The sequence below is a fragment of the Tardiphaga sp. GW822-FHT04G09 genome, from assembly GCF_058800725.1.
The window spans coordinates 474,431-488,761 of the sequence record NZ_JBXAMO010000001.1; the positions used below are offsets into that span (position 1 = coordinate 474,431).

12 protein-coding genes are annotated in these 14,331 nt (G+C 62.2%); 8 read left to right on the forward strand and 4 right to left on the reverse strand.

Annotated features, from left to right (window positions below):
- Nucleotides 1–95 precede the first annotated feature (95 nt).
- The 4 genes from AC1RLZ_RS02305 (at nucleotide 96) to AC1RLZ_RS02320 (ending at nucleotide 3,856) form a co-directional block, all read left to right on the forward strand.
- Nucleotides 96–1,019, forward strand: coding sequence for a division plane positioning ATPase MipZ (locus AC1RLZ_RS02305; RefSeq protein ID WP_493187306.1), 924 nt, complete (start codon nucleotides 96–98; stop codon nucleotides 1,017–1,019).
- A 399-nt stretch (nucleotides 1,020–1,418) separates the two neighbouring features.
- Entirely contained in the window at nucleotides 1,419–2,294 is an 876-nt protein-coding gene (locus AC1RLZ_RS02310) for an alpha/beta fold hydrolase (RefSeq protein ID WP_493187307.1), read from the forward strand.
- Nucleotides 2,295–2,364: 70 nt separating this feature from the next.
- On the forward strand, nucleotides 2,365–3,087 hold the full coding sequence (locus AC1RLZ_RS02315; RefSeq protein ID WP_493187308.1) for a vWA domain-containing protein: 723 nt from the start codon (nucleotides 2,365–2,367) through the stop codon (nucleotides 3,085–3,087).
- Between the two features lie 43 nt (nucleotides 3,088–3,130).
- Entirely contained in the window at nucleotides 3,131–3,856 is a 726-nt protein-coding gene (locus tag AC1RLZ_RS02320; protein ID WP_493187309.1) for a DnaJ domain-containing protein, read from the forward strand.
- 216 nt (nucleotides 3,857–4,072) lie between these two features.
- On the opposite strand, the gene AC1RLZ_RS02325 is transcribed toward AC1RLZ_RS02320, so the two are convergent.
- Nucleotides 4,073–5,896 (reverse strand): serine hydrolase, encoded by a 1,824-nt coding sequence (locus AC1RLZ_RS02325; RefSeq protein ID WP_493187310.1) that lies wholly within the window; start codon nucleotides 5,894–5,896, stop codon nucleotides 4,073–4,075.
- Nucleotides 5,897–6,291: 395 nt separating this feature from the next.
- On the opposite strand from AC1RLZ_RS02325, the gene AC1RLZ_RS02330 reads away from it, so the two are divergent.
- Nucleotides 6,292–6,627: a phasin family protein gene (locus AC1RLZ_RS02330; protein ID WP_371425038.1), complete on the forward strand. Its 336-nt coding sequence runs from the start codon at nucleotides 6,292–6,294 to the stop codon at nucleotides 6,625–6,627.
- A gap of 79 nt (nucleotides 6,628–6,706) precedes the next feature.
- Here AC1RLZ_RS02330 and AC1RLZ_RS02335 read toward each other — a convergent pair whose 3' ends face one another.
- Nucleotides 6,707–8,080 carry a TadE/TadG family type IV pilus assembly protein gene (locus tag AC1RLZ_RS02335; protein WP_493187311.1) on the reverse strand — a complete coding sequence of 458 codons (1,374 nt, stop codon included), beginning with the start codon at nucleotides 8,078–8,080 and terminating at the stop codon, nucleotides 6,707–6,709.
- Nucleotides 8,081–8,601: 521 nt separating this feature from the next.
- Here AC1RLZ_RS02335 and clpS point away from each other — a divergent pair.
- A complete protein-coding gene (gene clpS, locus AC1RLZ_RS02340) occupies nucleotides 8,602–8,934 on the forward strand; it encodes an ATP-dependent Clp protease adapter ClpS (RefSeq protein WP_371425048.1) in 333 nt (110 codons plus the stop codon).
- Nucleotides 8,935–9,185: 251 nt separating this feature from the next.
- The gene (clpA, locus tag AC1RLZ_RS02345) at nucleotides 9,186–11,594 is read left to right on the forward strand and encodes an ATP-dependent Clp protease ATP-binding subunit ClpA (protein WP_493187312.1); all 2,409 of its coding nucleotides are present in this window, start codon (nucleotides 9,186–9,188) and stop codon (nucleotides 11,592–11,594) included.
- A 223-nt stretch (nucleotides 11,595–11,817) separates the two neighbouring features.
- Here clpA and AC1RLZ_RS02350 read toward each other — a convergent pair whose 3' ends face one another.
- Together AC1RLZ_RS02350 and AC1RLZ_RS02355 are read right to left on the reverse strand one after the other, a co-directional pair.
- A complete protein-coding gene (locus tag AC1RLZ_RS02350; protein ID WP_371425035.1) occupies nucleotides 11,818–12,168 on the reverse strand; it encodes a PilZ domain-containing protein in 351 nt (116 codons plus the stop codon).
- 148 nt (nucleotides 12,169–12,316) lie between these two features.
- Nucleotides 12,317–13,252 carry a glycine/sarcosine/betaine reductase selenoprotein B family protein gene (locus tag AC1RLZ_RS02355; protein WP_493187313.1) on the reverse strand — a complete coding sequence of 312 codons (936 nt, stop codon included), beginning with the start codon at nucleotides 13,250–13,252 and terminating at the stop codon, nucleotides 12,317–12,319.
- A 78-nt stretch (nucleotides 13,253–13,330) separates the two neighbouring features.
- On the opposite strand from AC1RLZ_RS02355, the gene AC1RLZ_RS02360 reads away from it, so the two are divergent.
- Nucleotides 13,331–14,314 carry a transglycosylase SLT domain-containing protein gene (locus AC1RLZ_RS02360; protein ID WP_493187314.1) on the forward strand — a complete coding sequence of 328 codons (984 nt, stop codon included), beginning with the start codon at nucleotides 13,331–13,333 and terminating at the stop codon, nucleotides 14,312–14,314.
- Nucleotides 14,315–14,331: the final 17 nt, after the last annotated feature.

Sequence of the window (14,331 nt, forward strand, 5' to 3'; positions counted from 1 at the left end):
AAGCGCGACTGGTCGCCCGCACGGCGGAATGCCCATGCATTTCGCTTGACCACCGCCATCCCTCGCGATTTGAAGATGGATTGAAGGATTGTACGATGCTGATGCAAACCACCCAGGGGCAGTCCGGCACGGCGCATGTGGTCGTGCTCGGCAATGAGAAGGGCGGGTCGGGCAAATCGACCACCGCACTCCACATCGCCGTGGCGCTTTTGAAGGCCGGCCAGCGTGTCGCCACCATCGATCTCGATTGCCGCCAGCAGAGTTTTACGCGCTACATCGCCAACCGCTCCGCATGGGCCGCCAGTTGCGGGCTCGGGCTCGACGTGCCGACCCATAGCTGCATCAGGCTCGGCGAGACGATGCAGATTGCGGACAACGAAGCCTTCGAACTCGAGCAGTTCATGGCCGCAGTGAGCGCGGTGGAGCGCACCCATGATTTCATCGTCATAGATACGCCCGGCAGCGATACCTATCTGATGCGTCTGGCGCATTCGATGGCCGATACGCTGGTGACGCCGATCAATGACAGCTTCCTCGATTTCGATGTGCTCGGCGCCGTCGATCCCGTTACCTACAAGGTGACCGGCGAGAGCCACTATTCGAAGATGGCGCGCGAGGCGCGGCGCAAGCGCCGTCAGCACGATGGGTCCACCACAGACTGGATCGTGGTGCGCAACCGGCTCTCGATGCTCGGCTCGCGCAACAAGATGCTGGTCGCCGGCGTGCTCGATCAACTCTCGCTGCAGCTCGGTTTCCGCGCCATCGATGGTCTCGCCGAGCGCGTGATGTATCGTGAGTTCTTCCCGCGTGGCCTGACGGCGCTCGACGATCTCAACGAAGCCACGCTCGGGCGCCGTCCGAGCATGGGCCATGTCACGGCGCGCGAGGAAGTCATCGAACTGCTGCGCAAGTTGAAGCTCCCGCTCGATGAGCGTGGCCGTCGCCGGGCCGCCAACCGCGCCGAGTGGTTTGCGCAGGTCGACAAGCCGCTGGATGTTCACGACATCCTTGGCAACTGAGTCGCGTCCACCTGGTAAAGCCGGCGCTGTCCGTTCGGCGGGCTATGAACGCCGCCGCACTCAACTTTGCGCTGATAGTACAGGTATCATTGTCTTTTACCGGGGAACGAGTAGCCCGTTCGACAGTTGATTTGTCGTTGAAATCAGGGCGTTTTTGAAATTCCGATCTCTTGCGAAGTTCGTTCAAAATCGCTCAATTCGGTCGTGGTTTTCTTTAGCAGATGCACAAGAAACGGGTGCGACGCACAATAACATGGCTCGGAATTCACAATATTTAGCCTTCCTGTCACCGGGCTGTGACATATATGCTGTTGAAGCAGCCGGTTGAGGCCATTTCGGCCCATTAAGTGCTGTAGCCGGCCAACGGCCTTCTAGCTGAGTGGCCGATCAGGGACGAACATGAAACGCGGACTTCTCATCCTGCTTTCGGTTTGCGTGCTGACCACCGCCGCGTATTTTACCGCGTCGAAGTGGGCCATTCGGCATGAGACGCTGACGTTCTTCGACGCGTCGCGTAATCGTCCCGTGCAGGTCGACATTGCCGTTCGCCGCGACAAGGAAATGCAGGCCAATGCCGGCATGATCACCTTGCCGGTCGCAGTCCTCAATCACGGTAACACCGTCAAGTTCACCGAATACTCGTTCCTCGCGAACGTGTTTGCGGCGCGCGGCTATATGGCCGTCAGCATCCAGCACGATCTCGATACCGACGCTCCGCTCGTGACCAAGGTCGGCGAGATCTATGTTGGCCGTCTGCCGGTCTATGAGCGCGGCGTGCAGAACATCAAGTTTGCGGTCAAGGAGCTGAAGAAGATTCAGCCGAACTCCGACTATGATCATCTGACACTGGTCGGTCATTCCAACGGCGGTGACATCTCGATGTTCTACGCCAAGGAATTCCCGGATGACGTCAAGAAGGTCGTGACGCTGGATAATCTGCGCGTGCCGTTCATGACCGATGGCAAGTTCAAGATCCTGTCGTTCCGTTCGCACGACTCGGTGTTCAAGCCGGATCCCGGCGTGGTGCCGGATGACGACATTTGCGAGAAGGCCGGTATCACGGTCGTGAACACCGGCGCGCAGCATACCGACATGAGCGATCGGGGCCCCGATACCCTGAAGACTAAGATTCAGGGACTGCTCGACAAGTTCCTCGACGACGACAGCAAGCTGGCGCCGGTCAACGGCAAGCCGAAGATCCTCGAACAGCCGGCTCAGCAGAGCAATGTGGCTGACCCGAGCAAGATCGCGCAATATACGCCGAGCGTGAATTGAGTTCTGCGCTGCGCGGTTGACCGCGCCGCCCGTGCTCGCCACATGAAGCTCGCAGCAAGCGCGAGTTAAAATGGCCAGCGATCCCACCATTCCCAAATCCAAGACCGATGCGCTGGCCCAACCGTCGGCATCGGCCGACATCGCAGCATTTGTCGCAAAAGCAAAAGCGATGGCGCCGCATGCGGCGGGCGGGCGCGGGCGGCTGGTATTCGCGCTCGATGCCACCTTGAGCCGGCAGCCGACCTGGGACATGGCCTGCACGCTGCAGGCCGACATGTTTCGCGAGGCCGCATCGATCGGCAGTCTCGATATCCGTCTCGTCTATTTCCGTGGCCTCAGTGAGTGTCGCGCGACCGGCTGGATTTCGGACACCGCGCAACTGGCGCGGCTGATGGGCAAGATCTCCTGCCAGGGCGGACACACGCAGATTGGCAGGGTGCTGTCGGAGACGCGGCGCGAGGCGGTGGCCTCCGGCGTGCGCGCGCTGGTGTTCGTGGGCGACGCCATGGAGGAGTCCGTCGACGAGCTCTGTGCGCGGGCCGGTGAACTTGGCCTCCTGAAAGTGCCGGTCTTCATGTTCCAGGAAGGCCAGGACCCGGCCGCCGAACAGGCGTTTCGCGAGATTGCACGGCTCACCGGCGGCGCCTGGTGCCGGTTCGATCCGGGAGCGGCTGCGCAGCTTCGCGAATTGCTGCGCGCGGTGGCCGCCTATGCCGCCGGCGGACGGGAAGCTCTGACGCGGCTGGCATCATCGGCACCGGGTGCGGCAAAGCTGCTCGGCCAGATGAAGTAAGGCGCGGCTTTCGCGAGAGGCCGCAACCGACTATCTAAAGCTCATGCCTACTTTGATCGCCGGCGCGCTCGCCGTCTTTGTGCTCTATACGCTGCTGCAGATGTTCCGCTCGGCAAATCCGACGCTGCTGGCGCGCGGCATCAAGCTGGCCGGCGGTGTGCTGGCGCTGGCCGTTGCGGCCTTCACCGGCATCAAGGGCGAACTGGCGGTGGCGATCCCGCTGGGAATCTTCGGTGCGGGCCTCTTGGGCTGGGCGCCGTTCGGCACCGCGGGCTTCGGCAATATCGGCGGCATGTTCGGAGGCGGGGCAAAGTCGCCCGGCCAGACCTCGCAGGTCCGCTCGGCTTTTCTGGACATGACCCTCGACCACGACAGCGGCCAGCTCAGCGGACGGATCGTGGCTGGCCCCTATGCCGGACAATCGCTCGATGCATTCGACCTGCCGCAACTGGCGGCGATGATGGCCGGCTTCGATGCGGAGAGCGTGGCGTTACTTGAAAGTTATCTTGACCGCCGGTTTCCCGCCTGGCGTCAGCACGCGCAGGGCGATACGGCAGGGCGGAACGACCGCGCGGCGTCTGGCAGTAAAATGACGGAGGAGGAGGCTTATCAGATCCTTGGCGTGAAGCCGGGTGCGGCCCGCGACGAGATCAGCCGCGCGCACCGATCCCTCATGAAGAAACTGCATCCCGACCAGGGGGGCTCGACGTACCTGGCGGCCCGGGTCAACGAGGCCAAGGACACTCTGCTTCGCACGCATCGCAGCTAACTCCAGCACGCTTTTACGCTACAACTGCGAGCAGCTTCCGTTTCTCTGAGAACGCCCTATCGCCCACCGTTGTCCGGCGTGGTCGATCAATCCCTGTCTGAGTTTGTAGCGGCTAAGTCTTGACGAGAGGTTGTCGCCACGGGGATTTATGGTGACCAAAAGCAAAATGGCCGGGACAATGTCCCGGCCATTTGCGTATCCGACGGTATGGGTCGGTCAGTTCTTGATGGTGATGCAGGAGATCTCGGAACGCTTCAGGGTCTTGCAGACGGCTTCGGCTTTCTCGCGGTCGAGGCCGGCGAAGCGGGCGCGGTAGAGCTTCCTGTCGCCCTTGCCGACGACGGTTTCAGTGAACGGATCGGCCTTCCCGAGCAGGCCGCGGGCCTGTTCACGCGCGGCGTCGAGGCGAATCCGTGCCTCGCTCTCGCTCTCCAGTGCACCGACCTGAATGATCCAACCGGTGTGGATCGCGGCAGGTTTGATAGCGCCGCCCTGTTGTACCGTCTGCGGAGCGGGAGCCTGAGGGGCCGGCACGTTACGCGGGGCAGGGTCGGCATAGGCCATCTGGGTGCCGCCCTGAGCGCTTCCCTGGGCCGGCAGGACGCCGAGAAGCCCATTGCCGGTGCCGAAGCCTGCCGGCTGGCGCGGCATCTCCGAGCGGGCATAGAGCGAGTTGGTGGTCTCGGGCGAGCGGGCGGTGGTTTCCGGGCGCGCCGCGATGGTGTTGGTGGCGGCGGGAGGGGCGGGCTGTTCGCCGCCGGCGGAGGCCAGCTTGTACTGACCGGACTTGACCTGAACGGTGCGAACACGGACCGGCTTCATCGGTTCCGATGAGCCCGGGATGGCCGAGATGGCTTCGGACTGGATGACGCCTGAATTCAGCGGGCCAGGCTCCGGCTTGCGGGCCTGCGGCATCGGTGCCGCCGGGGGCAGGGCTGCGGTGGCGGCAGCGAAGACCGACGGACGGGCCACGGGCGTGGCGACGCGAGCCGGCGGCTCGGCGGCCGGCTCAGCGGAGACCGGCGCGGCACTGGCCACCTGAATGGCGCCGTTGACCTGTTTGGTTTCGGTCGGACGCGCCTGGGCCTCGGCCTCTGCGACCTCGGTTGCGGCTTCGGACGGATTGCGCTCGGTGATCGCGGCCACGGTGCGGCGGGTGGCACCCTTGTCCAGGTTCTCGGCGAGCAGGTTGCGCATCGCGGCGTCACGGGCGCCGCCGCTGCGGCCGCCAAGCACGACGCCGACCAGATAGCGGTTGCCGCGCTTCATGGAGGAGACAAGGTTGAAGCCGGAGGCGCGGGTGTAACCGGTCTTGATGCCGTCGACGCCTTCGACTGACCCGATTAGGCGGTTGTGGTTGCGGATATTGCGGCCGCGATAGTTGAAGGAGGCGGTGGCAAAGTAGCGGTAATAACGCGGGAAGCGATCCTGGATGGCACGGCCGAGCACCGACTGGTCGCGCGCGGTGGTCACCTGCGCATCATCCGGGAGGCCGGAGGCATTGCGATACACCGTGCGGCTCATGCCGAGTGCGCGCGCCTTCTTGGTCATCAGCTTGGCGAAGTCGTCTTCGTCGCCGGCAATGGCTTCGGCGATCACCACGGCGGCGTCGTTGGCGGAGCGAGTTACGAGGGCCTTGATGGCATCCTCGACACGCAGCGTCTGACCGGGGCGCAGGCCCAGTTTGGTCGGGGCCTGCACGGAGGCGTGCTGCGAGACGTCCATTTCGCTATCGAGGGTGAGTTTGCCGGCTTCCAGCTTCTCGAACAGCATGTACAGCGTCATGATCTTGGTCAGCGACGCCGGATGCCGCGAGCCGTCCGGATTGTTCGACGACAGGACCGCGCCGGAATTGCCGTCGACGATGATCGAGGAGAAGGCGGGATTGTAACTCGAGACGCGCACCACGTGGCTTCGCGACTTATGTCGCCGGCGGGCATCCGCGCTGTCAGTCGTAAAGATGACGGCGATGCTGAGGGTTGCCAGCCCAAGAGCGCACACCCGCAAGGTGCGCGACGAAGCAAACGTTGTGCGAAGCATGAACTTCCCCGTCAGATCAGTCTCATTCCCCGGATCGTGAGGCTAAATTATGCCCAACACCGAAGATGTGTCTCAGTTTTAAGCGTCAGCCTGAGCATTCTCTCGGCGGGATGGCAGAAGCATACGCGGCCATTCTGGCTAAGAGTATGTACTCATGCAATTTTTGGGCTTTTGACCCTAACGCACCAATGCAAGAAATCAGGGTAGGTCCGGCGAGTTTCCAAAAGGTTAAGCAACCCTTGCAAGCCACCCGTGCATTTATCGCCAATGGTAAAGATTGTGCATTGCACAAGATTCTTGACTGGGTTGTGCACTGCACGATAGATGGGCCGGTCAGATCAGACCGGGGCTCACCCGGCCGCGGCTGACCCGTTCAATCCGGGAAAGGATTTGCAGTGATCAAGGTCGAAGACATCCAGCAGTACGGCAAGGAGCAGTTCGAAAGTGCAGTCGCATCGGCGGCCACGCTTCAGAACGGCGCACAGGCTATCGCTGTCGCGGTTGGCGACTACACCAAGAAGTCGTTCGAGGACGGCAACGCCTTCGTGACCAAACTGTCCGGCGTGCAGTCGCTCGACAAGGTGCTTGAAGTGCAGACCGAATACGCCAAGTCGGCCTATGAATCCTTCGTCGCTGAATCGCACAAGATCAGCGAACTCTATGTCGATCTCGCCAAGCAGGCCTACAAGCCCTTCGAGGGCTTCGTCGCCAGGATGACCCCGGCGCGCTAAGCGATACGGTTTTCAAATCAAAACGCCCGGCCATGATGGCCGGGCGTTTTTGTTTCAGCGCATGCGCCGCTGTTGTCGCCTATTTGGACACGCGGAGCTTGGTCAGGGACGATCCGATGTTCGCGAATGCCTGCGTCATTTGCGATATTGATGTCGCCGGAAAGAACTGACCTGTTGGGCTTGCACAGTTCTTGAGAACCTGGGATTCCGGATCGTTGCCGGTGTTGACCTGGATCGTGTAGACGATCGTTGATCCATACAATGAATTCTTGATGTTGCTACACAGCAGCGCCTGCCGTGTGTCGATCTGCGACGCCTGGTTATACCAGCGATCCTGCGTGTTCAAGCCGTCGGACATCAGAATGACGACGTCGGTGTACTTGTAGTTCGCGTCCTTAGCAGGTGTATTCAGCGGATCCCCTTGCTGCAGCGACATCCAGGCCCAGTGCAGGCCGATGGCCTGGTTGGTGTTGCCGTTCGCGATCAGATTGTTGATCTTGCCCTTCAAGGTATTGTCGTCGGTAGAGCTGTCCGATTCCTTGGAGTCGTAAGCCGACTTCATCGGCAGGATTTCTGAAGGACACTGGCCGTAGTTCTGCGCAAGGTACAGCGTTCCCGGCGTGTTCACATCCGGCGGCGTCTTAAGCGCATCGTAATTGTCGGTCTTGTCGCGATCGGTGACGCATCCCTGCCACTTGTTCACATTCTTGGCCGTCCAGGTCTGCCCGGCCAGGACACACGTGCTCTTGGTCGTGTAGCTCGATTTGCTACAACTGCCATAGTTGGTATCCCAGTCGAGCCAGCTTGCGTTCTTGTTGCTGATGCCGACATTGACCATCACGTTGAAGGGAATGATCGAGATGTAAACGTCGGCTGTTTGCGACGCCGATGCTTTCAGCGTGTCTATCAGATTCTTTGCTGCCGTTTTCATAGCCGGCAGCTTACCGTCCTGATCCATCGAGCCGGTGACGTCGAGCGCTATGGCGACGCGCATGCGCGTCGAGCCCCAGGTCGTGGTGGAACCGCCGCTGATCCCCATCTGGGGGAAGCCGACCATCTTCATGAAATCGGTTGCGACGACACCGGTGCCGTTGACAGTAACGGTCGAGCCGTCCTTCGAGTTGGTCGTGTAGCTCGCTGTCACCGCCACCTGGCTGGCATTCGTATTGGTGTACAGCGCGTTGAAATAGGCAGTCGCCTTGGTCGTGACATCGGCGGCCGACAGAGTGGGATTGCCGGACAGATCCTTCGAAACCATCAGGGCTGCAGAGTCGAGGGCCACCTGCATCGCCGCGCGGGCCGCGTTGGCGCGGGAATAGTCGACGGCGGCGCCCACGAAGCCGAGCAGGGGCACCAGAGCGACAGCGAAGGTCATGGCAATATTGCCGCCGTCGTGGCGGGCAAACCGGGATGCAAGACGCTTTGCCTGGCTCGACATGGGCTGAATAAACATTGTCACCACCACTGGTAGATTTCTGGCGGTTATGTCCACGACTGCGGCTAAACAGGTGGTAAAGGTGTCCTCGGAAAATCAGTAAAAGGCCCACTATTGGCAGGCTGCTGCACGTGCGTCCGGTATCATCGTGAACGATGGTTAAATGGCTGCTTTGCGAATCCGGTCAAATCGAGCACGGTCGGTTAACCCTGATCGGACCGGGGGGCAGCAGGCGGGTGCGCGGTGAGCCATTCGGTGCACCTGCGGTGCGCTTGCGAGAATGGCCCCAGGAACCCATATTGGCTGCGTCGGTCCTGCAACGGACAGCGTCCGGCCCAAGGGCGACCCGGGGCGCTTCCGCGCCTGAGGCGTCCGCTGGCACGTCGTGGCTGGGGACGCTGTCAATTCGGGGCTGGCCATTATCCGCTAGGGACTTTTATACAGGCGCCATGTTCCAGAAACCTTCGAAATTCATGCCTGACGGCATCCAGATGCCTGTAGCCGGCGCACCCGACGATCGCCGCCGGCAGCCGCGTGGCATGGCGGAGGACGACAACCGGTCCGGCGCGCCCGGTGGGCCGGCCACCTCCGTCATCACCAAGGTCAAACCCAAGACCAAGCGCCCCAACCTGTATCGCGTGCTGATCCTCAACGATGATTACACGCCGATGGAATTCGTCGTCCATGTCCTGGAGAAATTCTTCCAGAAGGACGCCGAGGCGGCGACGCAGATCATGCTCCACGTTCATCATCACGGGATCGGGGAGTGCGGCGTTTTCACCTATGAGATTGCCGAAACCAAAGTGACGCAGGTGATGGATTTTGCGCGCAAGCACCAGCATCCTTTGCAATGCGTGATGGAAAAGAAGTAGCCTCGCCGTGAATTCCCGGAAACCGGGAACGGGTCTTGCATTGAACTGATGTGAGGCGAACGCGGCCGTCCAGCCGCGTCAACAGCGCATGTGACAGTGTGCTGGAATGAACAACGTGCTCTGCGGACACGTCACAACAAGCAGCGGGAACCAGCCTTCCACCACGACCAGACATCACTATATGTGAGAAGGTTCTTGTTGCCTGACCCGGCAACGACGATCATGATGGTGGGGGCCAACGAGGACGCGGAATGCCAACTTTTTCTCAAAGCCTTGAACAATCGCTGCATCGGGCGCTCTCGATCGCGAACGAGCGGCATCACCAGTATGCGACGCTGGAGCATCTCCTGCTGTCGCTGGTGGATGACAGCGACGCCGCGGCGGTGATGCGGGCATGCAGCGTCGATCTCGACAAGCTGCGTGGAAGCCTTGTCAATTATCTCGAAACCGAATTCGAAAATCTGGTGACGGATGGTGCGGATGACGCGAAGCCGACCGCCGGTTTCCAGCGTGTGATTCAGCGCGCCGTCATTCACGTGCAGTCCTCGGGTCGCGAAGAAGTGACCGGCGCCAATGTGCTGATCGCGATATTCGCCGAGCGCGAAAGTCATGCCGCCTATTTCCTGCAGGAGCAGGACATGACGCGCTACGACGCAGTGAATTACATCAGCCACGGCATTGCCAAGCGGCCGGGGGTCTCCGAGGCGCGGCCGGTGCGCGGCGTTGACGAAGAGACCGAGACCAAGAACGGCGACGACGCCAAGAAGAAGGGCGAGGCGCTCGATACCTATTGCGTCAACCTCAACAAGAAGGCGCGTGACGGCAAGATCGATCCGGTGATCGGACGTACGGCCGAGATCAACCGCGCGATCCAGGTCCTGTGCCGCCGTCAGAAGAACAATCCGCTATTCGTCGGCGAAGCCGGCGTCGGCAAGACGGCGATTGCCGAAGGTCTGGCCAAGCGCATCGTGGATAGCGATGTGCCGGAAGTGCTGTCGGCGGCCACCGTGTTCTCGCTGGACATGGGCACGCTGCTGGCCGGTACGCGCTATCGCGGTGACTTCGAGGAACGCCTGAAGCAGGTGCTCAAGGAACTCGAGGCGCATCCGAATGCGATCCTGTTCATCGACGAAATCCACACGGTGATTGGCGCCGGCGCCACCTCGGGCGGCGCGATGGATGCCTCGAATCTGCTCAAGCCCGCTCTGGCTTCGGGCGCGATCCGCTGCATGGGCTCGACCACCTACAAGGAATATCGCCAGCACTTCGAGAAGGACCGCGCTCTGGTGCGCCGGTTCCAGAAGATCGACGTCAACGAACCGACCGTTGAAGACGCGATCTCGATCCTGAAGGGGCTGAAGCCTTATTTCGAGGACTATCACAAGCTGAAATATACCAACGAAGCCATCGAGGCCGCAGTGCAGCTGTCGTCGCGCTACATCCACGACCGCAAGCTGCCGGACAAGGCGATCGACGTGATCGACGAATCCGGTGCGGCGCAGATGCTGGTGGCCGAGAGCAAGCGCAAGAAGACGATCGGCATCAAGGAAATCGAAACCACCATCGCGACCATGGCGCGGATCCCGCCCAAGAGCGTGTCGAAGGACGATGCCGAAGTGCTGCGGCATCTTGAGTCGACTTTGAAGCGCGTGGTGTTCGGGCAGGACAAGGCGATCGAAGCCCTGGCGGCATCGATCAAGCTGGCGCGTGCCGGCTTGCGCGAACCGGAGAAGCCGATTGGCAGCTACCTGTTCTCGGGTCCGACCGGCGTCGGCAAGACCGAGGTGGCGAAGCAACTGGCGTCGTCGCTGGGTGTCGAGCTGATCCGCTTCGACATGTCCGAATATATGGAGCGACACACCGTGTCGCGCCTGATCGGCGCGCCTCCCGGCTATGTCGGCTTCGATCAGGGTGGTCTGCTCACCGATGGCGTGGATCAGCACCCGCATTGCGTGGTGCTGCTCGACGAAATCGAGAAGGCGCATCCGGATCTGTACAATGTGTTGCTGCAGGTGATGGATCACGGCCGGCTGACCGACCACAACGGCAAGCAGGTCTCGTTCCGCAATGTGATCCTGATCATGACGACCAATGCCGGCGCCGCCGACATGGCACGTGCAGCCTTCGGCTTCACCCGTGGCAAGCGGGAAGGCGAGGATCAGGAGGCGATCAACCGGCAGTTCGCGCCGGAATTCCGCAACCGCCTCGATGCGGTCGTGTCCTTCGCGCATCTGAACTCGGATGTGATCGGGATGGTGGTGGAGAAGTTCGTGCTGCAGCTCGAAGCCCAGCTTGCAGACCGCGACGTCACCATCGAACTGTCCGACCCCGCCAAGGCCTGGCTGATCCAGCACGGCTATGACGAGCAGATGGGTGCGCGCCCGATGGGCCGCGTGATCCAGGAACACATCAAGAAGCCGCTGGCCGACGAGTTGCTGTTCGGCAAGCTCAAGAATGGCGGCCATGTCCGCGTCATCCTGAAGAAGGACGAAGCGGTGCTCGGCGTCGAGCAGGAAAGCATCGGCTTCGAATTCGTCGATGGTCCCGTGACGCCGAAGCCGGAGAAGCTGCCGGCGAAGCGCGGCGCGGCCAAGAAGCCGAAGTCGGGTGGTCCAAAAGGCGGCTCGGGCTCGGCAAAGGGTCCGCTCGTGAAGGCATAAGCCTGACCGAGGTCGAGACATGAAAAACGGCCGGTGAGTGATCACCGGCCGTTTTTGTTTGAAGGTTCCGGACTCCGCCTTCATGGTGAGGAGGCGCCTCTTGGCGCCGTCTCGAACCATGAATGAGATGCACGGAGAGTTGTGGCCATCCTTCGAGACGCGGCGTAAGTACGCCGCTCCTCAGGATTTGGGCGGAGGTCGTTGCGAGAGAATGCGACGAGCTTTACTGCCCCAGCAGTTTCTGGATCTGCTTTTGCAGCTCGCGCTTCTTCTTCTCGCTCTTGCGCAGCCGCGCTTCGATGTCGGAGCTTTCCTTGCTCTCCACCGGCGGATCGGTGAAGGCGACGCCGACGATGTTGTCGCGCCACCAGATCACCTTGGCGAGGAACGAGCGGCCCTTGCGGGCAATGGCCAGCGTCATGTCGTCCTTGGGCAGGCGGGCGCCGCTTCGGAATTCGATACGGGCGCCTTCCTCGGAAATGTCGCGCACGACACATTCCTTGGCCTTCTGGTCCTTGGACGCGACGGCGCCGTAGATGACCTTGTCGCGCACGTTCTTGCGTCGCTCGTCCATGTCCTGAAGTCCCCGCTTGGTTGACGGGCGGGACTGTACGCGGTTCCATCCGGTGGGGAAGGCTCAAGCGCCGGCCAAGCAGAGTTAACGTAAACCAAAGTTAAGAGCGATCGCGGAAAGACCGGGTGATTGTCCCCGCGGGGGTGGCTCAGGCAGCCGTCTCGCGCAATCCCCGGGCAATGTCCTTCTGCTTGTCGAATTCGGCCCGGCGGCGGGCCAGTTCCTCGGCGCTGAGCAGGGCGACATTGTTGTAGTCGCGCTTCCACACGGCGTCCCTGGCCCAGCGCTGCGGCGACTGCAGGGTGGTCTGTGGACCGACGGCGGATTCCAGCAGGCGCAGGGCCAGTTCCAGGGTTTGCGCCTGTGAGGCCTTGTCGTGCGGTTTGCCGGCGGAGTTGCCGAGCGGGAAGTCGCTGAACAGGAAGCGGGGCACGGCGGCGTGTTCGACGATGTCCTTGGCGCAACCCATCACGACGGTGGCGATGCCGTTGGCCTCCAGCTCGCGGGCCACCAGGCTGATGGTCTGGTGGCAGACCGGGCAGTTCGGCACCAGCACGGCGACGTCGACCCCATCGGCCTTCGCGCGCTTCACGATCTCCGGCGCATCGGTCTCAAGGGTCACGCGATGGCTGCGATTGGTCGGCGCGCCATAGAACCGCGGTGCGACACTGCCGATGCGGCCCGATGCCGCGAGATCGCGCAGCGCGGGCAGGGGAAACCAGGTGCCGCTGTCATCCGCCCTCGTATGCACGCGGTCATAGGCGATGTGCGAGATGCGCAGGTCGTGATCGATCGACGTATCGCCGTCATAGACCTGATAGAACTTGGCGCCGCCATTATAGAGCGCGCCCGGACCCTGATCGCCCTTGGCGGGATCGAAGGGGGCTGCGGTGGTGACGATGGCGACGCGCGACTGCGCCAGCGGCTTCTTCAGCGGCTGGAACGGCGCGTCGATGTGATGGGCCCAGCGATAGGGAACGTCATAGCCGATCGCCTGATAATAGGCGCGGGTGCGGGCCATGTACTGGATCGGAACATCGTCGTCGCTGGCAAAGCCTGATCTGTCGTCGCCTGCGTCGGCCATTGTTTGCACTCCCGGTTTCGCCGTCTTTCGTTCATAGCTAGCTGCTGGGGTCTCGCTGTCAAGGCGCGGGGAAACCGCATGGGATCAGGCATGGCGCTCGGAAGGATCATCGGCCGGATACTTTGCCTCGGGGCGCTGTTGCTTGCGCCGGTCGCGGGCGGGCGCGCCGAAGAGCTCCCGGTCAGCGAATTGGCCAAGCCCGGCGCGGACCGGATGCTGCCAATGACGGTTCCGGAGAAGCCCAATCTGGCGCGGGACAGCGCTGCCCGCGAGTCGATGTGTCTGATGATCGAGTCCGCAGCGCGGGCCAACGATCTGCCGCTGGAGTTCTTCGCCCGCGTGATCTGGCAGGAGAGCCGGTTTCAGCCTGATGCCGTGGGTCCCGTGACGCGCAATGGCCAGCGCGCACAGGGCATCGCGCAATTCATGCCGGGCACGGCCGATGAGCGGCGTTTGCTCGATCCGTTCGATCCCGTGCAGGCGCTGCCGAAATCGGCGGAGTTTCTCAGCGAGCTGCGTAACCAGTTCGGCAATCTCGGCCTCGCGGCTGCGGCCTATAATGCAGGACCGCGCCGCGTCCAGGACTGGCTCGACGGCAAGGGATACATGCCCTTTGAGACCCGCAACTATGTCTCCGCGATCACCGGCGCGACGGTCGAGGACTGGCAGGCCGCCGGACGCAACGGCAAGATGCCGCCGCGTGCCGCGACGTCGAGCTGCCGCGAATTGATGGCGCTGCTGCAGCGCGCGCCCAATCCCTTCGTGACGCAACTGGAGGCGCGCGTGAAGCTTGGCGAAGCGCGGCCATGGGGTGTGCAACTGGCTGCCGGGTTCAATCGCGATCGCGCGCTGATGCAATATGCGCGGGTGATGTTACGGCTGCGTTCCGTGGTCGGCGATCGCGATCCGAACTTGTTGAACTCGCTGTTTCGCAGCCGCGGCACGCGGACGTTCTATCAAGTGAGGATCGGGACCGACACGCGCGATGAGGCCAACGATCTCTGCGGCAAGATCCGCCGTGCCGGGCAGGGCTGTCTGGTGCTGCGCAATGGCAGAGGGTGACTCTGCCGATCCATGCA